17 protein-coding genes are annotated in these 23,671 nt (G+C 51.0%); 8 read left to right on the plus strand and 9 right to left on the minus strand.

The window, feature by feature from the left end; translation table 11 throughout:
- The 4 genes from A1332_RS05110 to A1332_RS05125 all read left to right on the plus strand — a co-directional run.
- Positions 1–1,733, plus strand: a 1,733-nt coding sequence (locus A1332_RS05110) for a TonB-dependent siderophore receptor (RefSeq protein WP_064007486.1), incomplete at its 5' end; no start/stop codon positions are given.
- A 91-nt stretch (positions 1,734–1,824) separates the two neighbouring features.
- Positions 1,825–3,087, plus strand: a complete 1,263-nt coding sequence (locus tag A1332_RS05115) for a PepSY-associated TM helix domain-containing protein (RefSeq protein ID WP_064007487.1) — start codon at positions 1,825–1,827, stop codon at positions 3,085–3,087.
- 583 nt (positions 3,088–3,670) lie between these two features.
- Complete coding sequence (locus A1332_RS05120) at positions 3,671–4,621, plus strand: PEP-CTERM sorting domain-containing protein (protein ID WP_064007488.1); 951 nt, start codon at positions 3,671–3,673, stop codon at positions 4,619–4,621.
- A 32-nt stretch (positions 4,622–4,653) separates the two neighbouring features.
- Positions 4,654–5,316 (plus strand): phage tail protein, encoded by a 663-nt coding sequence (locus tag A1332_RS05125; protein WP_197491397.1) that lies wholly within the window; start codon positions 4,654–4,656, stop codon positions 5,314–5,316.
- A 174-nt stretch (positions 5,317–5,490) separates the two neighbouring features.
- Here A1332_RS05125 and A1332_RS05130 read toward each other — a convergent pair whose 3' ends face one another.
- The 7 genes from A1332_RS05130 to A1332_RS05160 all read right to left on the minus strand — a co-directional run bounded on the left by A1332_RS05130 (position 5,491) and on the right by A1332_RS05160 (position 11,110).
- The gene (locus tag A1332_RS05130) at positions 5,491–5,835 is read right to left on the minus strand and encodes an FUN14 domain-containing protein (RefSeq protein ID WP_064007490.1); all 345 of its coding nucleotides are present in this window, start codon (positions 5,833–5,835) and stop codon (positions 5,491–5,493) included.
- A gap of 160 nt (positions 5,836–5,995) precedes the next feature.
- Positions 5,996–8,125: a peptidase domain-containing ABC transporter gene (locus tag A1332_RS05135; protein ID WP_231890215.1), complete on the minus strand. Its 2,130-nt coding sequence runs from the start codon at positions 8,123–8,125 to the stop codon at positions 5,996–5,998.
- Between the two features lie 2 nt (positions 8,126–8,127).
- Positions 8,128–9,375, minus strand: a complete 1,248-nt coding sequence (locus A1332_RS05140; protein ID WP_064007491.1) for an HlyD family secretion protein — start codon at positions 9,373–9,375, stop codon at positions 8,128–8,130.
- A 45-nt stretch (positions 9,376–9,420) separates the two neighbouring features.
- Positions 9,421–9,855 (minus strand): hypothetical protein, encoded by a 435-nt coding sequence (locus A1332_RS05145; protein ID WP_064007492.1) that lies wholly within the window; start codon positions 9,853–9,855, stop codon positions 9,421–9,423.
- Between the two features lie 7 nt (positions 9,856–9,862).
- Entirely contained in the window at positions 9,863–10,156 is a 294-nt protein-coding gene (locus A1332_RS05150) for a hypothetical protein (protein ID WP_064007493.1), read from the minus strand.
- A 29-nt stretch (positions 10,157–10,185) separates the two neighbouring features.
- On the minus strand, positions 10,186–10,371 hold the full coding sequence (locus A1332_RS05155; RefSeq protein WP_064007494.1) for a hypothetical protein: 186 nt from the start codon (positions 10,369–10,371) through the stop codon (positions 10,186–10,188).
- Between the two features lie 298 nt (positions 10,372–10,669).
- Positions 10,670–11,110: a hypothetical protein gene (locus A1332_RS05160; protein WP_064007495.1), complete on the minus strand. Its 441-nt coding sequence runs from the start codon at positions 11,108–11,110 to the stop codon at positions 10,670–10,672.
- A 240-nt stretch (positions 11,111–11,350) separates the two neighbouring features.
- On the opposite strand from A1332_RS05160, the gene A1332_RS05165 reads away from it, so the two are divergent.
- The 4 genes from A1332_RS05165 to A1332_RS05180 all read left to right on the plus strand — a co-directional run bounded on the left by A1332_RS05165 (position 11,351) and on the right by A1332_RS05180 (position 18,427).
- Positions 11,351–12,055, plus strand: coding sequence for a Crp/Fnr family transcriptional regulator (locus A1332_RS05165; protein WP_231890216.1), 705 nt, complete (start codon positions 11,351–11,353; stop codon positions 12,053–12,055).
- A 153-nt stretch (positions 12,056–12,208) separates the two neighbouring features.
- Complete coding sequence (locus A1332_RS05170) at positions 12,209–15,589, plus strand: FecR domain-containing protein (RefSeq protein ID WP_064007496.1); 3,381 nt, start codon at positions 12,209–12,211, stop codon at positions 15,587–15,589.
- A gap of 48 nt (positions 15,590–15,637) precedes the next feature.
- Entirely contained in the window at positions 15,638–16,156 is a 519-nt protein-coding gene (locus A1332_RS05175; protein ID WP_064007497.1) for a hypothetical protein, read from the plus strand.
- Positions 16,157–16,264: 108 nt separating this feature from the next.
- A complete protein-coding gene (locus A1332_RS05180) occupies positions 16,265–18,427 on the plus strand; it encodes a CHASE2 domain-containing protein (RefSeq protein WP_064007498.1) in 2,163 nt (720 codons plus the stop codon).
- 440 nt (positions 18,428–18,867) lie between these two features.
- On the opposite strand, the gene A1332_RS05185 is transcribed toward A1332_RS05180, so the two are convergent.
- Together A1332_RS05185 and A1332_RS24645 are read right to left on the minus strand one after the other, a co-directional pair.
- Positions 18,868–21,360, minus strand: coding sequence for an EAL domain-containing protein (locus A1332_RS05185; protein WP_064007499.1), 2,493 nt, complete (start codon positions 21,358–21,360; stop codon positions 18,868–18,870).
- 16 nt (positions 21,361–21,376) lie between these two features.
- Entirely contained in the window at positions 21,377–23,644 is a 2,268-nt protein-coding gene (locus A1332_RS24645) for a PAS domain S-box protein (protein WP_082879541.1), read from the minus strand.
- Between the last annotated feature and the right edge of the window lie 27 nt (positions 23,645–23,671).

Here is a 23,671-nt window from a genome sequence, read left to right on the forward strand (position 1 = left end):
CAGATTTGACTATTTCTCGGCCTGCGGCCATGCTATACGGACGTGTCGAACCAGGCGGGATGGTTAACGTCGTGACCAAAAAACCTCTGGATACTGCCTATTACGCACTACAACAACAATTTGGTTCCTACGATTTATATCGTACCAGCATTGATGCGACCGGACCGTTGACCGAAAATCGCGACCTGTTGTACCGAATGAATGTTTCCTACGAGAACAGCGGATCGTTTCGCGAGTTGGTGGACTATGAAAAAGTATTCGTAGCGCCGGTTTTGCAATGGAACATCAGTTCGCAAACAACGGCCCTATTGGAAATGGAATACCGTCACGAAAATAACGATTACGACCTGCATTCCAGACCTTTACTGATTGACGGCACTAGAGCCGACGGCAGCTGGATAAACCCGCGCTTAGTCGATATTCCACGCGAACGAAATTTAATGGAGGCTAACCCTAATCCCGTCGAAAACAAATTCGTCGGCTTCAACTTGAAGCACCAATTCAACGACCGTTGGGAAATCAGCGAGCAACTCGGCATCAACCTGTTGGATAGAACCCGAACCGCGCTGTTGCCTACCACATTGCAAGCGGATCAACGCACACTGAACCGGCGTTTGGCCACCAGTGACTTTTACAGTAACGAAAGTTATTTTACGACCACCAATTTAACGGGCCACTTCGATACCTGGGGATTGCAACATACCTTACTGATCGGCGGCGATTATTATCTGCAAGATGAAAATACCGTCGGTTACAGTAGCACGGTTGCCAGCACTATCGATATTTACAATCCGGTTCATACCGGTAATCCGCCCATCAATCCAACGACGCGAGCCGCCAATTCGTTTCATACCATTACCGACCTATACGGCATCTATCTTCAGGATCAAATCAAACTGCCTTATAACGTTCATGTCATGGGCGGTTTTCGTTATCAAAATGTCGAGCAATTCAATGTATTGTCTCAACTGGTTGGGCAAAGGGCCGATGCGGTGACGCCTCAGGTGGGCGTGCTGTGGCAACCGGAAAAATGGCTGAGCATTTACGGTAATTATGTCGAGAATTTCGGCACGACCAATGGCTTGGGACAAGGCAATACCTTTTTACCGCCACAGACCGCGCAGCAATGGGAAGTGGGATTCAAAACCGCATTTTTCGACGATAGATTGACCAGCACCATCGCTTACTACGATTTAACCAAACAGAACATTCCCACCACCGATTTAACCAATTTAAATTTTAGCGTTGCTACCGGTGAAGCGCGCAGCCGGGGCGTCGAGGTCGATATAAAAGGGGAAATTCTGCCCGGATGGAATGCCATCGCCACTTATGCCTACACCAATACCGAAGTGTTGAAAGAAAACAATCCGAATAATATTCCTGTCGGCAGCAGATTGAGAGGCATTCCGGATCATACCGCCACTTTCTGGACAACATACGACTTTCAGCAGGAAGACTTACGCGGTTTAAAAGTCGGTGCCGGCCTGGAACTGGCGAGTGACAGAAAGGCGACTTTCGATTTCCACGATTTCAACTTCGATGGCTATGGCGTCGTGGACCTGCTGGCCAGCTATACCCGCAAAGTGGCAAAGACCAATGTCACTTTACAGCTGAATGTCACCAATTTGCTGGATAAAGAATATGTCCACGACGGTTTCGCGTTGGTGTCCGGCATGCGCGCAACCTGGGGTACGCCCCGCTCGTTTTTGGGGTCGGTGAAGGTTGAATTCTAACCATGCGGCTCGAAACGGGCGGGATGCCTTCCCGCTCTATCCTACAAATTCGCCGCGTATTCCATTGCCTAAGTGATTTTTATAAGTAGCCATGAAACAAGCCCTAGTGAATTTGTCCTGTCGGACAAAGTTTAACGCCCCACCACGCTCGGCTCGACGCTTAACGAGTCTAAAAACCCGCCGCAAACGATGGTTGGCCGTACATCTGTATTTAGGTTTAAGCGCCGGAATGCTTTTGGCTGTCGTCGGCCTAACCGGCGGACTATTGGTGTTTTATCTGGAAATGCAGGAAATATTGAATCCGGAGCTGGCCGTCGTTTCTTTAGCTGCCGAAGAACAACGACATTTACGCTCTTTAGATGACATCGTCGCCGCGGCCGAAAACGCCAAACCGCCAGATAGTCTTTTTTTTAAGGTGTACTACCCACGAAACGCCGAAGTGGCTTACAAATTTTTGTATTTTGTCAGGGACGACAGCAAAACCAACAGTGGCGACGGCTACTATATCTTCGTCGACCCTTATACCGCGCAAGTCAAGGGTTTACAGCTTTGGCATCCCAAAGATCAATATTGGGGCCGGCCTTTGGTCAGTTTCATCATGCAGTTACATTGGTGTTTGCTGCTGGGTAAAACCGGCGGCACTATCGTCTCGATTCTCGGCGCCTTTTCCATTTTATCGGTATTGACCGGGTTAATCGTCTGGTGGCCGTTGACCGGTAAATTTAGGCAAGCCCTGACCTTCAAGCGGCGCGCGGGATCAGTCAGGTTCAACTTCGATCTGCATAAAATAGTCGGTTTCTATTCCGGTATCGTGTTAATACCGGTATTGTTTTCCGGTATCTACATGACGATGCCGGACCGTATAGACGTGTTGCTCAAGCCGTTCTCGGCTATCACCCGCCCGAATGCGTACAACGGCATTCCGGAAACGATTGATAGCGCCCCACCCAAAGCGGGACAACAGACGATTAGCTTGGGGCAAGTGGAAACGATAGTGCAGCAAAGCTACCCTGCCGGCCGACTGTGGATGCTGAATGCACCGAAGGACCGACTGGATGTGTTTAGGGTAATGAAACGTGACATCACTGAATTGAGCCAATTTGTCGGCTATCGGGATTTTGCCGTCGATCAGTACAGCGGCGAAATTCTAAAAGTCTACGACTCCGGCACCGGCTCGAACGCCGATGTTTTTTACGATTGGCAATGGCCCTTGCATAGCGGCCACGCTTTCGGCTGGCCGGGACGGATTTTGGTATTGCTGGCGGGTTTGGCTTGCCCGGTGTTGTATATCACCGGCGTGATTCGTTGGCTGCAAAAACGGCACGCAAAACAAGCTATAAAATTACGCGGCTAACGCCGGTTTGATAGTCCAATCGTTGAATAGGCCGAACAGGATTTGCAGCAACCGGTGGCTACCTCATCGTCCCTGCTGCAAACTCAACAAACTATATTCGGGCCAGCGGGAAACAAAGTTTTTTCTACACCTTTCAAACCCTAGCTCTATCGAGCTATCCAATAAGTCATAACCCTTCTCGACATAAAAACGATATTTCGTAATTCACGCGACATATCGTGCCGAAACGATTCCATGGCACTCATGCATGTTGTCGCTCGCCGACACATACCTCCATAAAACTTATTAAAAAACATAATGATACGTTAATTTTGCGGATGCCATCAATAACTGGCATAAGAATTGGCTATTAATTTTTGTAATACATTTTTTAAACAAAAACAGAAAGCAGTTAATTAACTTAATTTCAAAACTCAGCAAATGGCATTTGGTATACAGAGAAAGAATCTTTCAATTGTCTGCCGTTAAATAGTTACTAGACGCCTGTAATTTGTTACGCGACAAACTATTAAGTATAAATATTTTTTTAATAATTAATGAAATTAATAATCCGCCAAATCTAATCAAATAAAGAGGTATCAAGATGGAATCAATTAAATTTAAAAAGCGGTTCGATAGCGATTTTAAGACCGTACCCTCAATCACGTCTAAATCGATAAACCATGGCGGCAGGCTTACCAGTGCTGCATTGGCAATGACGTTGTTACTGGGCGCGCAGTCGGGGTCTGCATGGGCGGCGGCTTTTGATAGCAATATTGTGATCCGCGGCTCTGCGGAGTTTGATAGTATCGGCTCCCCAGGCAGTCCGATAAACGCTACGCAAACCGGATCTCTGACCAGTATCATTGCCGGTTCCACGTCTATAACCACCCTAGTTGGCTCCACTGTCACCGGCCCCGATCCGTTATCGGGCACCTTAAGCCAAATTGGCGACGGCTTTGGCATCAACTTAAGTGCTAGCGGCACTGGCGGCACCGAACCGTCGGGTATCAGCCCCTTGTTCGGCGACTATACCTTTTCGATTGAAAACAAGTCGGCTGTGGATAGTTTTGTAGTGAACCTGCAATTCCAATTCAGCCATCAGGTCGAAGCCACTGACACACCGCCGTTAAACAATGATGCTGAATTCGCGCAATCCTTGATTGCTTTTTACAAAGCGGATGGCACCGAACTAGCATTTTCTAAAATTATCTCGGATCCCTTTCGCGGTAACGAAAAACGCATACCTAGCGATCCGAATACCGATATAGGTACTGGTAAAGGCGGCCTTGTATCCGACGTCGGCACCCTACTGTTGTCCTTTCTGCTGAACCCAGGCGATTTAATCAACTTTGGCGACAGCAACCCCGATCTAAAAATATTTGGTGGTGCGGATTCCGGCAGATTTTCGATAAACGCTTCCAGCCTGATTACAGTCGATTCGGTCACCAAACAAACTAACAACACGGTACCGGAACCGGAAACGCTTTGGCTACTGGCTATCGGCTTGGTCTCAGTCATCAGCAGCAGACGTCGTAACCACGCTTTCAATTAAATTCAATTCAATTCAATTTAAAGGTACTCAACATGTCAAAATCATTCAACAAACCACTCTTGAAACTGGCTATGATCGCTATCACCGGATTGCCGGTATCAGCCTCGGCTTGCGGCACCGACCCCTTTCTGGGAGAGATTTGCACGTTTACCTATAATTTCTGCCCCCGCGGTTATTTGGAAGCCGCCGGCCAGACCCTGAGCATTCAGCAAAATACCGCCTTGTTTTCCTTATTAGGCACGCAGTATGGCGGCGATGGGGTGCAGACATTCGCGTTGCCCGATCTGCGCGGCCGTTCGCCGATTGGTGACGGGCAAGGTCCGGGGCTATCGCCTATCCAGGTCGGCGAAGAAACCGGCTCGGAGTTTGTCACCATACTCCCAAATCAAATGCCCGCGCACAACCACGCAGCACAAACCAACGTCACTGTCTCTGCTTCGATTAATGCGGTGAGCACTGCCGGCAACACCACCAATCCCTCCGGAAAAGTATTGGCGACTTCGGCATCCAGAGATAACCTTTATTCGAACGCTACACCTAATGTGTCGCTAGACCCAGGTGCCATCAGCACTTCCGCATCGGCAACGACCACGGTTGGCATTTCGGGTGGAAGCCAGCCCCTGTATATCCGCTCGCCTGTTTTGGGTGTCAAATACTGTGTAGCCACACAAGGCATTTTTCCTAGCCGAAATTAACGGCTGGAATCGAAAGGTCAGAGCGCATTGCCCGGTTGGTTGGCGAATAGTTTGACTAGAGATTTCCTTGACTCATAGTTCCCACTTTAGGTCGTGGGAACTATGAAGCCCGATATAAAATTCTTGATGGGAACAACCCTGGTTAATCGCGCTGCAAAACAAATACAAACCGCTTTAGCCGAGTTTAAATCCCACAAAAAAACCGCCTGCACCACTAACGCCCCGAGCGCTAAATACCGCTAAACGATCCAGCAAGAAACCACCGGATTCCTTCGCGGCCTCTGCGGCGGAACTGGCCGCATTTTCCAAAGCCAGATTGTTGATGTTGATCAGGTCGTAATATTCGGCAACGAACAGAATCGACACAATCGCCCCGCCGACGAATAAGGCCGTCCGCAACATTTTTTTGGCGAAATAGCCGACCGCCATTCCCAAAATAAACGGTGCGCCTAAATTACCCAATAAGAAAGCTTCGGAAAAAATATCGTTGGCAGCGTGGGTTTCGATAGCGTTGTTCATAAATCCCGTCATAAAAATAGATAAAAATTCACTATTGATTTTATAACGAATCTGTCTGATCAGGGACCAGGCTTACCAGTCGGCACCCGAGAAGTCTCTTGCTCCAATATCACGAACCCGAATACAGGCACCCAGGCGTTTGGCTTGGCCAGATTGCATACTAAGCAGCTTGCGACACGTAGCGAGTTTCGCCAAGCGCGGCGTCCGCGATGACTTGTAAATCAATCACCCTATCCACCGACGCGATGGTTTCCGGGCGATGGGCGATAATGATACGGGTCAGTTTTAGCTGCTGCACCGCGCCGTTCACCAATTTTTCGCGGGCCACATCCAAGTGGCTGGTAGCTTCGTCCAGCACCAGAATTTTTGGGCGTTTGTATAAAGCCCGAGCCAGCAACACCCGTTGTTTTTGGCCGCCGGACAGTACCGTCCCCATGTCACCGATCAGCGTGTTATAGGCCATGGGCATAGCCATGACATCCTGATGTACCGCTGCCAGTTGCGCGCAGGTTTCGATCCAGGCTTGATCCGGTTCCGGATCGAAAAAACAGATATTGTCGGCAATCGAGCCGGCGAATAATTGATCTTCTTGCATCACCGCCGCCACCATGTTCCGGTAATCGTGACTGTCAATGCGGTTTAATCGCACGCCGCCGATCAGGATCTCGCCGGCGCTAGGCTGTAACAAACCCAGAATCAATTTAGCCAGCGTTGTTTTGCCGTAACCCGAAGGACCGATGATCGCCACCGACTCGCCTGCGGCAAAATCCAGGTTAAGATTTTTTAGTACCGGCGGCTCGGACGGGGCGTAACTGAAATCCAGATTGCGGATTTGGATCGATGCCGGGAGCTGATCTTGTCTGGCACCGCTGCAATACTCTTGCTCAGGTTCTGCCAATGCAATATCGGCAACCCTTTCGGTATGCAAACCCAGCATTTTGAATTCGATACCTTTTTCGATGAAGCTGCCCACCCGGTGCGTGAATTGATCTTTAAAAGACATGAAGGCAAACAACATCCCCACCGAAAAGCCGCCATCCAGAATAAACAAAGCGCCGAGCCAAATCACCGCAATGTTTTCCACGCCGAACAATAAGCTGTTCAGCGCCCGGTAGATGATATTCAGCTTTTGCACGCGAATGCCGGCGTTGAAATGATCGACCATCAAGTTTTGATAACCATGCCGTCGTTGCAACTGCCTGTTGAATAATTTCACACTCTGCATGCCGCGCACCGTTTCCAATAAATTGGTTTGCTGCTTGGCGGCGCGCAGGATTTGTTCTTCGCTGGCACTGCGCAGCGGCGCGAACGATACCAAGCGTAGAATACCGTACAGCAGCGCGGCCAGGCTGACGATGGCCGCCAGTTTCCAGCTGTACACTAACATCATGCCCAAGGTAACCAACGCCATCACGCCGTCGATAAAGGCTTCCAGAAAACTGGTGGTTAAGGTTCTTTGAATCACGTTCAACGATTCGAAGCGCGAGACAATGTCGCCCAGATGGCGCTTCTCGAAAAAATTCATCGGCAATTGCAATAAATGCCCGAACAGATTGCTCATCATCTGCAAATTTACCGAGGTACTCAGCACCAACACCACCCAGGAGCGCAGCGCGGTAATGGCTATCTGGATCAAAGCCAACAATAAGAACCCCAAGCCCAGTACGGTCAAAAGATTGGTGTCCTTGGCAACCACCGCGTTATCGACTACCAGTTGCATAAAAAAAGGCGCTACGATTGCAAACACTTCTATGGCCGCAGCCAATAAAATGATTTGTAAGGTAGCGCTGGAGGCACCATTCAACTGGCCTATCAGGCGGGATAGCTTGATTTGTTGACGTTCGGTTTTTGCGGTAAACGCTTGGGTGGGCTGCAATTCCAGGGCAATACCGGTGAAATGTTTGGAGACTTCGGTATAGGGTATATGGACGGTGCCTTTGGCCGGATCGAGTATCGTCGCCACGCCGCGCTTGACCTGGGTCAACACCACGAAATGGTTAAAATCCCAATGCAAAATAGCCGGCAGGCTGAGTCTGCTCAGTTCGTTCAAATCCACCCGTACCGGGCGCGAGCCCAGATGCAATTGGTTGGCGATCTGGATCAGATGATTCAGTGTCGAGCCTTTCAGCGACAGGGAAAACTTCTGCCGCAGGCTAGCCAAATCCACCCGGTGCCCATGAAAATTGGCCACCATCGCCAGGCAGGCCAAGCCGCATTCGGCCGCTTCGGTTTGCAGAATCAGCGGGGTTTTTCTGCGGCCGGAAAAGTCGAGGATATGTTGCATAGCCATGGTTAAACCCGTCCTAAAATGCTGTAAAGGGGATCGAACACCCATTCGATCAAGCGACGATGATCCAGCCAGATGTCCGCGTCCAGCAGCATGCCGGATTGCAGCGGAATATCCTGGCGATAGGCTTGCACCGCTTGTTTATCGATTTCCACGGTCACCCGATAAACCGGCTCTTGCAAAGTCACCGGTAAATCGGCTTCCTTGGGGGTAATCAAGGTTTTGGCGATTTCGACGATACGGCCTTGATGACTGCCGAAACGTTGATAGGGAAAGGCTTGATAACGCACCGACACGGTCTGCCCCTGCTCGACAAAACCCACCGCACTGGACGGCACCAGTAGCTGAGCTTGCAACTTGGCGCCTAGCGGCAGGATGGACAGTAAGGGATTGGCGGTCGTGGCGTTTTGCCCCTGCTCGGCTAGGATAGTGGTGACCGTACCGTCATGGGGTGCAGTGATCACAATGTTGCGGCGCGATTCGGATTCGGTAATATTTTGCGCCAAGGTCGAAATATTGCGCTCGATGGCGGCGCGCTGGTTTTTGAATTTCATCTGGCTGCTGTCCGCTTCCAGCTGTGCGGAGCGGATGTCGCGCTGCAAAGTCATTTGCACGCGTTGCAGAGCTTGTAATTTGGCTTGGTGATCCAGCCATTCGTCTTGTTTTTGTTGCGCTTGCACTGCCGAAACGAATTTCGTGCTTAGCAACTGCTGATAGCGCTGCGAAGTCGCGGCGGCGCCGGCCAGGCGCTGTTGTTGAGTGTCTATCTCGCTATTCACCTGTTGTAACTCTCGCTGCATCCCATGCAGCCTATCGAGTACGGAACGGTATTGAATCTGGTCGATTTGCTCCTGTTTCACCAGCTCGGTTTCCAGGCTTTCCCGGCGCTGTTTCAATTGCTCAATCGCCGCCGCCTGGGCTTGCGGGGTTTCCCGCGAACTGATCTCTGTCGATAACACGAACAAAGTGTCGCCCGCTTTAACGGCCTGCCCTTCGCGTACGTGCTTTTCGATCAAGGTGCCGGCCTGCGGCGCATAGACCTTAATCAAACCCATGCTCGGCGACAAATAACCGTTTACATGAGATTTGCGGGTATATTCGCCCCAAAAGGCAAAGGCAACTAGCAGCAAAGCGCTGCTGACGGCTAAAGCGGTGAGAAAGGAAAACGACAAGGATTCCACGTGAATAACCTCCCCTAAGGGCTTGTCTCTTTTAAAGTCCAAGGCTTGTTGTCGAAATAACTCATGTTTCATAACGCCATTTCCTTCTCACCATTTTTGACATTGTGACCAAAATCCTCAGAGAACGCCGTAGTCGGCCGCCCGCCGCATGTCTTCGGTCGGCTTGAGGTTATTGGTCACCACTTGCGGACATCTAAAACACGCCGAGCGGCCTTCCTGTTGCCACCAACGACAATCGGCACGAATCGCGCAAACCGGCAATTGCTCGGTTACCGTCGGCGTAAAACGCACGACTTTTTCAGCCAGCCGGCATTTGGATTCCGCCTCCGCATAGTGCCCGCAACCGTTGCAGGCACACGGCGCGGAGAAGCGAAACACTTCCGCCGGACTGACGGGACCTGCCAATTCGAGCAATTGCTCGGTCACCGGTTGCGGGACATTCAGATAAGCCATTTCCGGCTTATCCGCGGTGCCGGTCATCACGCCGATGACTTGGGCACCAGCCCATTCCGGCTGCGCGCTGGGGCATAACACTGGGTTATCCGAGGTCATGGCCCTATCAACCCAGCCGGGTTGCTCCTTGCAGACCGCCCGCTAAGCCACCGGCCAAACCGCCGGCACCCGGATTGGTAATGACACTATTCAATCCTCTAAACTGATCGAACCAGGGGCCACCGGCGATAATGCCTTTATTAAGCACCAAGCTTAACGAGGCCCCTCCGCTGACTTGATCGAGTTGCTCCTGATTCAATTCCACGCCTGCGGCCTCGCGGGCTTCCAAAGCGCGTTCGATACCTTGCGCCGCAAAGTTGGATAATTCATCGGCAGAAATTCGAGTGGTTTTGTTTGACATGACAGTTCTCCTAAATAATTTAAAAAGCCTTATCTCACGACGAGATTGGCCACGACGGTTTTGACGTTGAACGCGCCGGGATTGATGACCGGCCAAAATTTGCGCGGAAATTGGCTTAAATCTTGATCCGGACCAATCAAGCCGCCGGACACCCGATTTAAATCCTCTGTTTGCAAGACTTTCAGGTCTTGATCGAATTTGGATTTTTGAGACATTGTCTTTCTCCTTAATTAAAGTTATGAAGCCGGCACGCCGCCGGCCCAACGACTGCGATACCGACAAAATTGCTTGCCAGCCGCATCCCCATCTACCGGTTTGTGAACGTGAGCGGGTATTGATACTTTAGGCGTTCGCCACCCTGGAAAGCTGTGACAAATTCCACTGCGAAAGGGGGTAGTTTTTCATTCGGTGTGGTTTGAAACGTGTGACTGCTGCATGCTGCCTGGGCAGGAAAGACTTGACTTCAGCAACGTGGGTAGCTTATTGATGGGCTAGGAACAAGGACCGGACAGGTTAGTTGGCCTCAACGATCAAACCCAAGATATTTTCCGTCGGGCTTTGCGCCTCTGTTTGGGGCACACCGGCGGCTTCCAGGGAAATGACAATGTCGCCATCAACGTTCTGAACCGGCGCTTGCCATAAGACATGCGTCGCGACGGCTTCCAGCAACGATGGGGCCGGCGACTGTTGCCCGGCTTCGAGCATATCCGTTCGTTCAAGGGTTTTCCGCCGCAGTTCGGCAACGCTATTGCCGGCGGATTCGTCGGTATTCGCTTTCCCCACAGACGACGCAACACTACCTGCAACTGCATTTTGCGGCTTATCGGAAACACCTCTTTCAGAGTAGCTAGCCGCCGGCCATGACTCAAGCAAGCCAATTCGCCCAATCCAGATGCCGCAAAGAAACACCAGCATCATGAACAGGACTTGACGATGAACAAGGAAGTTAAACATATCGGCCTCAAAATCAGGGGCAAGCAAATGTCACGAAATATATTGGGGTGGCATAACCGGTTGGCGGCGGGTTGGCGTGCGGAAACCCGCGTAAACTCCATGCATAGGAACCTTACGCAGTCTATTCCCGCAAAAGTTGCAGGTCTGTGATTTAATTGACTGGCAATGTGTGAAATACTTCACCTTCGGCACGCAAGCTCAGTGCGAGAGGCGTTGCAAACATAACAGACCGTTATCGAAATGCGGCACTTTACTAAACCCAGCGGTTATAGCCTCATCATGCAAGCAGAAGTCATCGCCAGTCTGAACCATATCCCTTTTCTCGCCGATTTGCCTGAGGACGCCCTGCAAGCCTTGGCATCTAGGGCCAAGGTCATTAAATTTCCGAAAAAGGCCATGATCATCGCCGAGGGCGACCAGACCAGTTCACTGTACGTTATTTTGTCCGGCAAGGTACGCGTGTTCGGCAGTAACGACAAAGACAAGGAAGTAACCTTATTGATCCAGGAAGCCGGCTCGTATTTCGGCGAACTGGCCCTGCTGAGCGACGAACCCCGCTCCGCCGCCGTGGAAGCCCAGGAAAAAACCGTCTGCGCGGTCATCGCCAAAACCGATTTCATCCACTGGTTGAAACAGCACCCTGATGCGGCGATTGCCCTGCTTAAAGTATTGTCAGAAAAAGTCAGATTCCTGACCGAGAAAGTCAAACAAATGGCTTTGTCGAATGTTTACGAACGTACCATTAAGGTGCTGCAAGACATGGCCGAAAAGGACGGCGACGTGTATGTCATTCATAACCGCCCGACCCAGCAAGAGCTGGCGACGATGGTAGGTTCGTCTCGGGAAATGATTAACAAGGTAATGAAAGAATTGACCAAAGGCGGTTACATCAGCGTCGACGAAAAAACCCTCAGAATCGAAACCACCCCGCCGGCCTCATGGTGAGCTGTGTATAGCGATTGTCGACAACGCATCATCGCTACTGCACGTTGGGCCAATTGACAAAAATAAGAAAATCCCGAGTAAAGTTAATTATTACCTTGATCAGTTAGGGTTTCAGACTTTATCATCCGAAAAAAAACACCTTTCGGAGATAAAATGCGCTGCCTTGTGATTTGCTTCATGGTTTTATTTACGCCAATGTGTTTGGCGGAAACCGATGCGACTGCGGCAAGCTGTAGCGTGGAAAAGGCCGCCAGGCTGGTATCGCTGCAAGGCAGCTTGTTTTACGACGCCAGCGCCAAGGGACAATGGCAGCCTGCGCAGCTCGAGCAAACCCTTTGCGAAGGTAGTCGAATCCGGGTCGAAGCCTACAGCCGCGCATCCTTGTTGCTACCCAACGGCATCACCCTGCGCCTTGCTGAAGGCACAGTACTCACTTTAAATGGCATCGCCCCCAACCAAGCCACCTTGGTGGATTTGCTGAAAGGCTTTGTCCATTTCATCAGCCGCACCCCCAAGCAATTACAAATTACCACGCCCATCGCTAACGCCGGTCCGGAGGGCACCGAGTTTGCGTTGCGCGCCGACGATAGCAGCGCCCAATTATGGGTCTACGAAGGCGCCGTGCGCTTTTTCAATACCTATGGGGACCTTCACCTAAAGGCCGGAGAAGCCGGACAAACTTTATTGGGTCAGGCCCCGCGTGCGCAAATCGACCTTAAACCCGCCGATGCGGTGAATTGGGCCTTGTATTACCCGCCACTATTGCCCTACTCAGAGTCCGAGCCAGCTATAACCCCTGCTCTACGCGCAGCGATTCAGAATTATCGGCAAGGCCGGGTCGATTTGGCCCTAAGCGCTTTGGACCGGACGCCGCCGGCTGAACAGTCTTCAGCGTTTTTGAAATCCCGCGCGGCAATCAGACTGTCAGCCGGGCAAAGCCAGTTGGCGATGCAGGATATTCAAGCCTTGCGCTCCGGCAATCCGAATGACGCGGACGCTTTAGCACTGGAAAGTATTCTGGCGCTGACCCAAAACCGCAAAGCCGACGCGCTGAATCTGGCCGAACGCGCGGTGACGGCAAATCCGCAATCGGCGACTGCTTACTCAGCATTATCGTATAGCCAACAAGCTGGATTCGAACTGGAAAAAGCCTTGGCAGCGGCGCAGCATGCCAGTGAACTATCACCGAATGACGCCATGACCTGGGCGCGGTTGTCCGAACTGCAATTGGCGCTGGGCTTGCGCACCGAAAGCGCAGAATCGGCAACCAAGGCTTTTATGTTGGACCCCAATCTGGAAAGAACCCAAACCGTGCAGGGCTTTTCGCAATTATTCAGAGTGGATACTGCCCTAGCATTACGGCATTTCGAAGCAGCCGTGCAGCTGGATTCTACCGCGCCACTACCGAGACTGGGTTTAGGTCTAACGAAAATCCGCAGCGGCGACCTGGAAGCCGGCCGCCGCGATCTGGAAATTGCCGCTATTCTCGACCCGAACAATTCCTTGTTACGCAGCTATCTGGGCAAAGCCTATTACGAAGAAAAACGCCCAGCGTTGGCCGGCGATCAATTCGACCTGGCGAAACAACACGATCCGAAAGACCCCACGCCTTATTTTTACGATGCACTACGCAAGCAATCCTTGAATCGTCCGGTCGAAGCGCTGCGGGATATGCAACAGTCGATAGAACTGAACGAAAACCGTGGCGTATACCGTTCGAAACTGCTGCTGGACGAAGACGCGGCGGCCCGCACCGCCAATCTGGCACGTATATATAACGATCTGGGTTTTGGCCGGGTGGCGTTAAAGGAAGCCTGGAAATCCTTGGGGCACGATGCTACCGATCCGTCCGCGCATCGCTTTCTCTCGGATGCTTACGTCGGTCAACCGCGCTACCGCGTCGCCCGTGCCAGTGAACTGTTGCAGGCTCAGTTGCTGCAACCCATTAATATTACGCCGGTACAGCCGCAACTGACCGGGGAAAATATCGGCATTCTGAACAGTACCGGGCCAGGCAGCTTATCGGTCAACGAGTACGATTCCTTGTACACCGGCAACGGCGCGCATATGGTTTTAAACGGCGCCTACGGCAGCCGCAACACCCTTACCGATAATGCCATCGTCTCAGGCGTGTACGACAAACTGTCGATGAGTTTTGGGCAATTTCATTATCAAACCGACGGCTTTCGGCAAAACGACGATTACAAACAAGACATTTACGATGCGTTTGCCCAGTATGCCATCACCCAGGATTTGAATGTGCAGGTGGAGTTAAAAACCGAGGATGTTCGAAGTGGGGATACGGCTTTTCGTTTAAACCGCTTTCACCCTATCCAAGAGCAAGTGGTTGAGCAAGATACTGCGCGACTTGGAACACATTACCGGATTAATAGTCAGCAGGATTTGTTATTCTCTTCTTTCTATACCACTAGGAAGTACATTGTAAGCGAAAATACACCCGGTTTCTTCGATACACTTACCGATATAACATCCGATATCAAAAGTTACCAAACCGAGTTGCAGCATATTTTCAATAATGAACATTACGACATTACTAGCGGAGCTGGTTATATCAACTCTGACAATGATACTCTATCGAAAAGTTTTTTAAGGCGAGGCAGGATTGCACTCAACGGCCCCTCTCGTCAAACTGAGCGACAAACGGAATATTTTAATATTTATAGTTATTTAAAATATAAATTATCGTCTGACTTAAATACTACTTTAGGCCTGAGTTATGACTCCTATGAAGATGCCACATTCAAGAAGTATCAGTTAAATCCTAAATTCGGCATCATTTGGAATCCCACTCAAAATCTGACCTTACGCAGTGCAGCTTTCCGCACCGTCAAAAGACCGCTAACCAACAATCAGACCATAGAACCTACGCAAGTTGCCGGTTTTAATCAATTTTACGACGAGAATAATGGCGCTGCCGCCTGGCAATATGCAGCTGGTTTAGATTACAAACCTACACATAATTTATTTATGGGTGGAGAAATTATATGGCGTGACAGTCAGCAGTCTATCAACAATATTTCCTCGCAATTTAGCCGGAATGAAGCAACGCACATGGCTTATCTTTATTGGTCGCCGAGCGATTGGTTAACCTTAAAGAGTGAATATCGTTTCGAAAAATTCAAACGGGAATTTGTTGTAAATAACGTGGACCGAGCAAATCCGCGCAGTGTCGCCTCCCATCAGGTACCCTTGTCCATTAATCTGTTTCATAACTCCGGTCTTTTCGCCAAATTGTCCGGCACCTTTGTAGATCAGCATGTCACATCCGTTAGGTCTTTAACCGGCCTTCCCCGCAGCACCCCCGCCTTTACAGGAGACAGCGAAAGCTTCTGGGTTTTCGATGCCCTGTTGGGCTATCGGCTTCCAAATAGGTTAGGCACGCTAGCGTTGGAAGGCCGTAATTTATTCGACAATAACTTTGTTTACCAAAGCGTATTCGACGCCAGCGGCCCCCAACTTAGCCCTTTTATCCCTGAGCGGCAATTGTTCGTCAAACTGAGTTTGTTTTATTAATTTGACGACTATTTTCGATCAGGATTTTTTAAAAACAGGAGAAATATAATGAAAAAAATGCAAGCGGCAACCTTCCTATTGATGAGCACCTTAATCATTGCGTGTGACAAAAAAACCGAACACAACCCACCGGTAAAACAAAGTTCCGCAGTACCCACACTGCTAAAACAAACAGCGATAATGGCGGAAGGTATTAATTTTAAAACTAATCAATCTGTTGTAATTGATGCTCTGACTGGCAAGGAAGTCAAACCTTGCACCAAAGCACCTACGCCCGGCAAAGAGGGTGCCAGCAAAGATACTAGACAAAGTAATCAAAAAACTGGACCAATTACCGGAGACTGCCAAAGCCAAATTCTTAGCGTGGACGAAGCCGTATTGAACGCGATGAAAATTACTGGTCCTGTCGACGGTGTAATTTTAAAAAATAATAAAGAAGTTAAAGCCAAGTTTTTTGTATCTGTAAAAGCGGTATTCGAAGGCTCCTACTGCAACACCTATTACGTTAATGGCGATCAATATGAAATCTGTTATTCACAAGAAGAAATCGACGCTGCTTTTCAATAAATAACCGCTCTAACGAGAGGCGCTGCAAATCATTGTTGGTGGACTCGCCTATGCAGTCCACCAAATTCATAATCGTTTAATGCCTAATCCACGACAGGCAAACTCCTTATGGTCCGTCTGTTACGCATTGCCGTTATCACCGTTCTGGGGTTTTTGCTAAGCACGCTGGTAGTTTTAGCTTTCGATACAGAAAGTAGACTGGGTTTGGACACCTTATTCAAAATCCGCGGCCCGCAAACACCACCCGATCAAGTGGTAATTGTCGCGATGGACGAAGCGTCCGAGACTCGCTTTAGCGTGGGTCAAGACTTGACCCGCTGGCGCGAGTTTCATGCAAAATTACTTGACCACTTGAACCGCCAAGGCGCGAGTTTGATCGTGTTCGATCTACAATTTATCACCTCGAATCCCAGCGTAGACCCTATGCTGGCTGATGCGATGCGCGCTGCCGGCAAGGTCTTGATCAATGAATGTGTGCAAAAATTTCGCCGAGGTGTCGAGGACTTTTACGGACGGGAAGAATGTTCGGACCGCAATAAAATGCCAGCCATTTCCCGCGAAGGCGCACCAGAGACAACCTTATCCGAGCAACTGGTAGTGATGCGCAAACTGTCGCCAACACCGGCAATTGCCCAGGCGGCGCTGGATAGTGCACCGTTTTTTCTAATAAACGACTCGGAAAACGCCAGCATTCGCGAGTCCTGGACCTTTTACGATGCGCTCGCCGAAGCACCCAGTCTACCGGTCTTGGCCTGGTTTTATTACCAACAAGCAAGCAGCGCAAATCCCGAAGAACAGCCTTTGTCGGCTTGGTTGACAGCGCAGCGCCGAGCGTGTGCAAACTCACCCAATCTGGACCACCGCGCCAAGCAATTGATCTGCGCAGGCGACAGCCGCTATCTCAATTACTACGGCCCGCCGCGCACACTGAGAATGGAATCGTACGCAGATGTTTACGAAGGCAAGGTTGAAGATTTACAAGGTAAAGTGATATTCGTCGGCCGCGCCAATCGCCAGTTTTCACCCGGCAAATCCGACTTTTTCCAAACCCCCTATTCCGACTCGCGCACCGGCAAAATGGCCGGCGTAGAGATCATGGCCACGCAATTCGCCAACTTGCTGGAAGACAGTTTTATCGAAATACCCGCGCCGGGCTGGTTTCTATCGAGCGTATTTGGCTTACTTATCGCTCTGTTGCTGGTCGGTTTTGCCGGTTGGCCCGGCATTGCTCTCAGTCTGGTCTTTGCCTCGGCTTATGCGGGCTCGGCTGTCTGGTTGTTCGGCCAGCACCATTGGTGGTTGCCGGTCGCCGGGCCGTTATTAATACAATTGCCGCTTTCCTGGCTGCTGAGCTTGGCCTGGTCGCGCTACGACTTAATGTGCGAACGCGGGCGGATACTTGAATTCGTCAGTAGAGTGTTTCCGCAATGGGTTGGCATGCTGCCCGCAGCGCCGGGGCAATGGACGGAAACCGCTAACGCCGGCAGCGCTAGAAGTGAAAAAGATGTTTCCGGTTTATGTCTGGCTACCGACATCGAAGGCTATACCACCATCGCCGCCCAACACTCGCCTCGGGAAATGTGGGAGTTATTGAATACCTATTACCAAGTGCTAGGCCATCCGGTAGTGTCGCACGACGGCGTCATCGCTGATGTCACCGGAGACGCGATGATGGCGGTGTGGTTCGATGCGCCGGTAAGCAACCAACGCCGCGCCGCCTGTTTGGCCGCACTGGACATGGCCACGGCAGTGGAATCCTTCAATCTATCCTCTAGTTTGGCACCGCTCGCCACTCGCATCGGCTTACATGAAGGCGAACTCACGCTGGGCAGCCTGGATACGGGTGCATCCAGCCATTACCGGGCCATCGGCGATACGGTCAACACCGCCTCGCGAATTCAAGGAGTGAACAAGTATTTAGGCACGCGGATTTTGGCATCGCACAGCATCGCCGCCGATCTGGACGACATCGTCTCCCGGCCGGTGGGTACGTTTCGCGTGGTCGGCCGCACTGAGCCGGTGACGCTGGTGGAAATCGTCGACCTGAAGCACGGCAGCGATGCCAAATCGAACAAAGTACACCGCATCTTTGCCGACGGCCTGGCAGCCTTCCAGCAAGGTTTATGGACGGAAGCAGCCCGACTATTTCAAGCGGCACTCGCTATCGACGCCAACGACGGCCCAAGCCATTTTTATCTGCAAAAAACTTTGGCATCTAGCGAATTAGCGCCGTTGGAATGGGATGGGATTGTCGTATTGGACGGCAAATAAGTTTCGACTTTTTGCTATTAATCAAGCTCTGCACCGAAGCCAAGTATTGCTCCCAGTGCGCTGGGATAAAGCGCGGGATTTAAGCAGCACCCGGGTGACTATCTTTTGGATACTTTTCTTCCTGATTAGTAAGAATCTTCAGCTCGCGCCCAGAAGATCGTCATTCCGATAGGAATTCTCTTCGCGCTCTAACGGGTGCCGGAACCCAGGCTTCATGCTGCTAACGGATGATGAAATATTCGGGCTAGTGATATGAGCGAAAAAGATCATAGCTAAGCGCCCGATGAATCATGGCATTTGACTGCTGACTCGGACCGAACAAGTGCCATTCTCCCGTGAGCAAGAAGTTGGTTTTTCCGAGCTCGTTTGGATTTACACGGTTTGAGAGTATTTTTAAAAAACGGGCCCGATTGTTGTCACCTCACCACCCAAGGCGACGCCTAACTTGAAATTTTCCGGTAGGGGGCACATTGGCCGTTTATTTCTCCTCCCATCTTTTCGAGTTGTGCTGCCGTTACCGGCCGGCTATAAAGATAGCCTTGCAATAAATCGCATTGTTGAGTTTTAAGAAAGGCTAATTGCGCTTCGGTTTCTACGCCTTCGGCGGTCACGTCCAGCTTAAGCTCGTGCGCCAGAGCGATAATCGCTCTCACCAACGTCATACTGCCTTCGTCGTTAGGAATGTCCTGAACAAAAGAACGGTCTATTTTGACACTATGGACCGGAAAGCGCCGCAGATAGGTTAGACTGGAGTATCCGGTGCCGAAATCATCGATGCTGAGCCGAATTCCCAGTTCTTGCAGTTGTTGCAGAATCGAGAGCGTCCTTTCCGGATCTTGCATAACCGCCGACTCGGTGATTTCAAGCTCCAGTGAAGAGGGATTGAGGCCGGTCTCTTCCAGCACCGCTTTAATGGTTTCAAACAAATCATGTTCAAGAAATTGACGGGCTGACAAGTTCACGGCTACCTGGCTGAGCAGCCCATGGTTCTCCTGCCAAGCCTTGGTTTGCAAACAGGCCGTGCGCAACACCCAAATGCCGATGGGGACGATTAAACCGGTTTCTTCCGCTACCGAAATAAACCGGATGGGACTCACCAGGCCCCATTCCGGATGTTGCCAACGCACCAGCGCTTCGGCGCTGACGATACAGCCGCTGCTTGAGTCTATCTGCGGCTGGTAGTGAAGCAGCAGTTCATTATTGAGCAAGGCATGGCGCAAGCCGCGCTCGATGGTCATACGCTCCAGCGATCTTGCGGTCATTTCTTTGGTGTAAAACTGATAATTGTTCTTGCCGCGTTCCTTGGCAAGATACATCGCCGTATCGGCGTTCATCAGCAGGTTTTGGCTAGTGTCTCCGTCTTCCGGATAAATACTGATCCCAACGCTGGCAGTGATCACGATATCGTTACCCTCTATGCTAAACGGTTGGGTCAGTATTTCTATGGTCTTTTGGGCGATCCTGGCGACATCGTCGATCAGATTGATATTGCTCAGCAGCACGATAAACTCATCGCCGCCCAGCCGCGCTAGACTGTCATGGGTGCGCACCGAAGTTTTTAAGCGTTCGCTAACCTCTTGCAGTAATAGATCGCCCAGCCGGTGACCTAAGGTATCGTTGATCAGTTTGAAGCGGTCCAGATCGAGAAACATTAGTGCTAATCGGGTTTCATAGCGCTGGGCGGAAGCTAAAGTCTGGGTAAGATGATTGTGAAATTGGACGCGATTCAGCAGACCGGTTAAGGGATCGTGATTGGCGATATAAATCAATTGCTGCTCGGCGTACTTGCGGTCGGTAATATCCTGGATCTGGACAATGAAATACTGCGGTTCGTTGGCCGCGTTGCGCACCAGCGATGCGCTGAGCAGGCTCCAAACTCGCTTGCCGGCGATTTTGTGATAGCACTCAACCTCAATTTGAAACGACGGCAGTTCGTCGGTCAACAATTGGCGTAGATGGCGGCCAAGCACTTGTTGGTAATCGTCGTTATGCGTGAACATCTGCAAATTGGAACTCAACAACTCTTCTTCTGAGTAGCCGAATATTTTGCACAACGAGCCGTTCACTTGTAAAAAACGGCCGTCCACCGCGACCAATGCCATCCCGATGGCGGCAAGATCGAACGCGCTGTGGAAGCGTTCTTCGCTTTCCCGCAGTAAATTTTCCATTTGCCGCCGCGTGGTAATGTCCCGAAATACCAGTACCGCACCTAACAAGCTGCCGTCATCATCCAAGATAGGGGCAGCGCCGTCATCGATGGGGAGCTCCTCACCGGATTTGGAAACGAGTATGGTGCCGCTGTCCATGCCGCATACCGCGCGGTTGCTTAATACCCAGGGGATAGGGTTTTCAGCGACGGTGCGATTCGATTCGTTCAGCAGTGTCATCAGTTCACTGACCACCGCGCCTTGGGCTTGCTCCTGCTGCCAGCCCGTCGTCAACTCGGCGACGGGATTCATAAACTGGATTTTGCCTTCGGCGTCGGTTGCAATCACTGCGTCGCTGATGCAATGCAAGGTTTTCGCAAACCATTGTTCGCTATCCTTCAGCTTGCGTTCCAACTGATGCTTATACAGCGCGACTTCGATAGAGGCGTGCAGTTCATCCGGCCGAAACGGCTTGATTAAGTAGCCATAGGCGCCAGTGGCTTTCGCGCGTAACAATGTGGAAGGATCGCTGTACGCGGTCAGAAAAATCACCGGGATATGTAGGGAGTCGCTGATAATTTGAGCGGCGTTGATGCCGTCCATCTGGCCTTTGAGCACGATGTCCATCATTATCAGATCAGGCGTATACTCGGTTGCCAGGCTAATGGCTTGTCCCCCCGAAAACGCAGTCGCGACCACTTCGTAACCGAAACTTTCCAATTGACCACGAAGATCCATCGCGATAATGGCTTCGTCCTCGACGATCATGATTTTGCTGGCAAACATAGATTGCTTCCTCCTACTAAATGGCGCTGGCAAAACGCAAGGTAAACCTAGACCCGTGTTGCCGATCCAGCGTCATGTCCCCCATGAGTTGATTGGTCAGCGAGTTAACCAACTGCAAGCCTAGGGAGGTGCTTTTTTTGAAATCCAGACCAGCAGGAAAGCCGATGCCGTCATCGGAGATCACCAGGATCAACGTCCCGTCATCATGGCGAAAGCTGATGCCGATTTCGCCGGACCTATCATCCGGGAAGGCATGCTTAAGAGCGTTGGATAGCAGCTCACTAATGATCAGTCCGCAGGGAATTGCAGTATCGACATCAAGAAATACATTGTCGATGCTCATGCTTATTGCGATGTTGCCTGACCGATCCCCGTAGCCATATAGCAGGTGGTCGGCCAGACTACGAATATACTCATTGAAATCGATACGAGCCAAATCCTTGGAATGGTAGAGTTTCTCATGTAATAAGGCCATGGCCTTGATGCGGTCGGCACTCTGCTTAAGCAGTTCCACAGTCTCTGCATTTTTGACATTTCTGGCTTGGAGGTTAATAAGGCTGGATACTACCTGAAGATTGTTTTTTACCCGGTGATACACTTCCTTGAGCAACATCTCTTTCTCGTTGAGGGCTTGCCTAAGCTTGTCATTGGCGCTTTTGCGCGCCGAGATGTCAACGATGGAGCTGAGGACAATAGTACCGTTCTCATCATCGATAAGGCCCAGGCCTATTTCAATGGGGAATTCGGTGCCGTCCTTACGTAAGCCGTAGAGGTCTCGTCCCGCGCCCATCGGTCTGGACACAGGAGCGGCAAGGTAGGCTTGGCGGAAGCCGGCATGCGCACTGCGAAACCGCTCCGGCACTAAGATTTCGACCGCTTGCCCAAGCAGTTCCGTCCGCGAATAACCAAAAGACATCTCGGTTTGTAAATTGACCATCTGGATGGTTCCCGACTCATTGACCATGACTATTGCGTTAGGGGCTGACTCCACCGCTTGCCGGAAGCGATGATCCAGGCGTTTACGTTCGGTGATGTCAACGATGGAACTTACGATGACGATACCGTTGGCATCATTGATCAAGCCCAAGCCTATTTCAACGGGAAATTCGGTGCCGTCCTTGCGTAAGCCGTAGAGGTCTCGCCCCGCCCCCATCGGTCGGGACGCGGGAGCGGCAAGGTAGGCGCGGCGGAAGCCGACATGCGCACTGCGATACCGCTCCGGCACTAATATTTCGACCGGTTGCCCTATTAATTCAGGGCGTGAATAACCAAAACACCTTTCGGTTTGTAAATTGACCATCTGGATGGTTCCCGACTCATTGACCATTACTATCGCGTTAGGCGCTGCCTCCACCGCTTGTTGAAACCGGTACTCCAGCCGTTTATGTTCGGAAATATTTTCATGTATTACGACAATGCCGCCCGGTTTTGGCTCGGTAAAGCGCAGCGCTTTGCCGACAAACCATTGTGGTTCGGACGCGCCGGGATAACAATATTCGAGCGAAAAACGGGGTATTGTCCCCGCCAGGACTGCACGAATACCTGCGAAAAACGCCTCTCCGCCTCTATTTTCAACCAGATCGGCATCCAACAGCGCCAGATAGCTGTGGCCAATGTCGAGCGCCTGTGCATCACGGTCATGGTCACGTTCGAAATCCAGCCATGGCTGATTTAGCGCTAAGATGTTTCCTGCGTCATCCAGAACACAAAACTGCGCAGACAAAGCATTCAAGACCAAACCGGCAAACTGTTCTAGGCATCTTACGCCGGTAACACCATCATTCGGCGCTATTGCTTTACGTCTAAGTTCCAGGGCCACACTGACTTGACGCGCTAAGGCCCCCAGAGCGGCAATCTGCTCCTCGCTTAATTCTCGCGGCACGCTGTCGAGAATACAAATCGTGCCTAGCGCTTCGCCTGTATAGGCGCGCACCGGAGCGCCGGCGTAAAAACGAATATGCGGCGCCGCAGTGACCAGGGCATTGCTCGAGAAGCGTCTATCCTGGTCTGCATTTGCGACCACCATGACGTCCTGATGCAAAATCGTTTGGGTACAAAACCCGCCGTCCCGCGAATTTTCGTTGGCGCTTATGCCTATTTTCGCCTTGAACCACTCCCGGTCGCTGTCAACCAGGGTTATCAACGCGTAAGGCGTGCCGAAAATCATTGCTGCCAGCGAGACTATATCGTCGTAGACCTGCTCCGGCGAAGTATCGAGAATTGAGTATTCGTGCAGCTTTTGGATACGTAGGCTTTCATGTTCCGAATGTAACGTATCAAACATTCCCCCACCTCAGATCGTTATTGACCG

The organism is Methylomonas methanica (genome assembly GCF_001644035.1).
Classification (GTDB): domain Bacteria; phylum Pseudomonadota; class Gammaproteobacteria; order Methylococcales; family Methylomonadaceae; genus Methylomonas; species Methylomonas methanica_A.

Excerpts from the sequence above, each read along its gene's own strand:
- A1332_RS05175 (WP_064007497.1), top strand. The coding sequence starts at position 15,638 with ATGAAAAAAATGCAAGCGGCAACCTTCCTATTGATGAGCACCTTAATC.
- A1332_RS05125 (WP_197491397.1), top strand. The coding sequence starts at position 4,654 with ATGTCAAAATCATTCAACAAACCACTCTTGAAACTGGCTATGATCGCT.
- A1332_RS05160 (WP_064007495.1), bottom strand. The coding sequence starts at position 11,110 with ATGTTTAACTTCCTTGTTCATCGTCAAGTCCTGTTCATGATGCTGGTG.
- A1332_RS05165 (WP_231890216.1), top strand. The coding sequence starts at position 11,351 with ATGCGGCACTTTACTAAACCCAGCGGTTATAGCCTCATCATGCAAGCA.
- A1332_RS05180 (WP_064007498.1), top strand. The coding sequence starts at position 16,265 with ATGGTCCGTCTGTTACGCATTGCCGTTATCACCGTTCTGGGGTTTTTG.
- A1332_RS24645 (WP_082879541.1), bottom strand. The coding sequence starts at position 23,644 with ATGTTTGATACGTTACATTCGGAACATGAAAGCCTACGTATCCAAAAG.
- A1332_RS05145 (WP_064007492.1), bottom strand. The coding sequence starts at position 9,855 with ATGACCTCGGATAACCCAGTGTTATGCCCCAGCGCGCAGCCGGAATGG.
- A1332_RS05135 (WP_231890215.1), bottom strand. The coding sequence starts at position 8,125 with ATGGCTATGCAACATATCCTCGACTTTTCCGGCCGCAGAAAAACCCCG.
- A1332_RS05130 (WP_064007490.1), bottom strand. The coding sequence starts at position 5,835 with ATGAACAACGCTATCGAAACCCACGCTGCCAACGATATTTTTTCCGAA.
- A1332_RS05155 (WP_064007494.1), bottom strand. The coding sequence starts at position 10,371 with ATGTCTCAAAAATCCAAATTCGATCAAGACCTGAAAGTCTTGCAAACA.
- A1332_RS05140 (WP_064007491.1), bottom strand. The coding sequence starts at position 9,375 with ATGAAACATGAGTTATTTCGACAACAAGCCTTGGACTTTAAAAGAGAC.
- A1332_RS05120 (WP_064007488.1), top strand. The coding sequence starts at position 3,671 with ATGGAATCAATTAAATTTAAAAAGCGGTTCGATAGCGATTTTAAGACC.
- A1332_RS05150 (WP_064007493.1), bottom strand. The coding sequence starts at position 10,156 with ATGTCAAACAAAACCACTCGAATTTCTGCCGATGAATTATCCAACTTT.
- A1332_RS05185 (WP_064007499.1), bottom strand. The coding sequence starts at position 21,360 with ATGTTTGCCAGCAAAATCATGATCGTCGAGGACGAAGCCATTATCGCG.
- A1332_RS05115 (WP_064007487.1), top strand. The coding sequence starts at position 1,825 with ATGAAACAAGCCCTAGTGAATTTGTCCTGTCGGACAAAGTTTAACGCC.
- A1332_RS05170 (WP_064007496.1), top strand. The coding sequence starts at position 12,209 with ATGCGCTGCCTTGTGATTTGCTTCATGGTTTTATTTACGCCAATGTGT.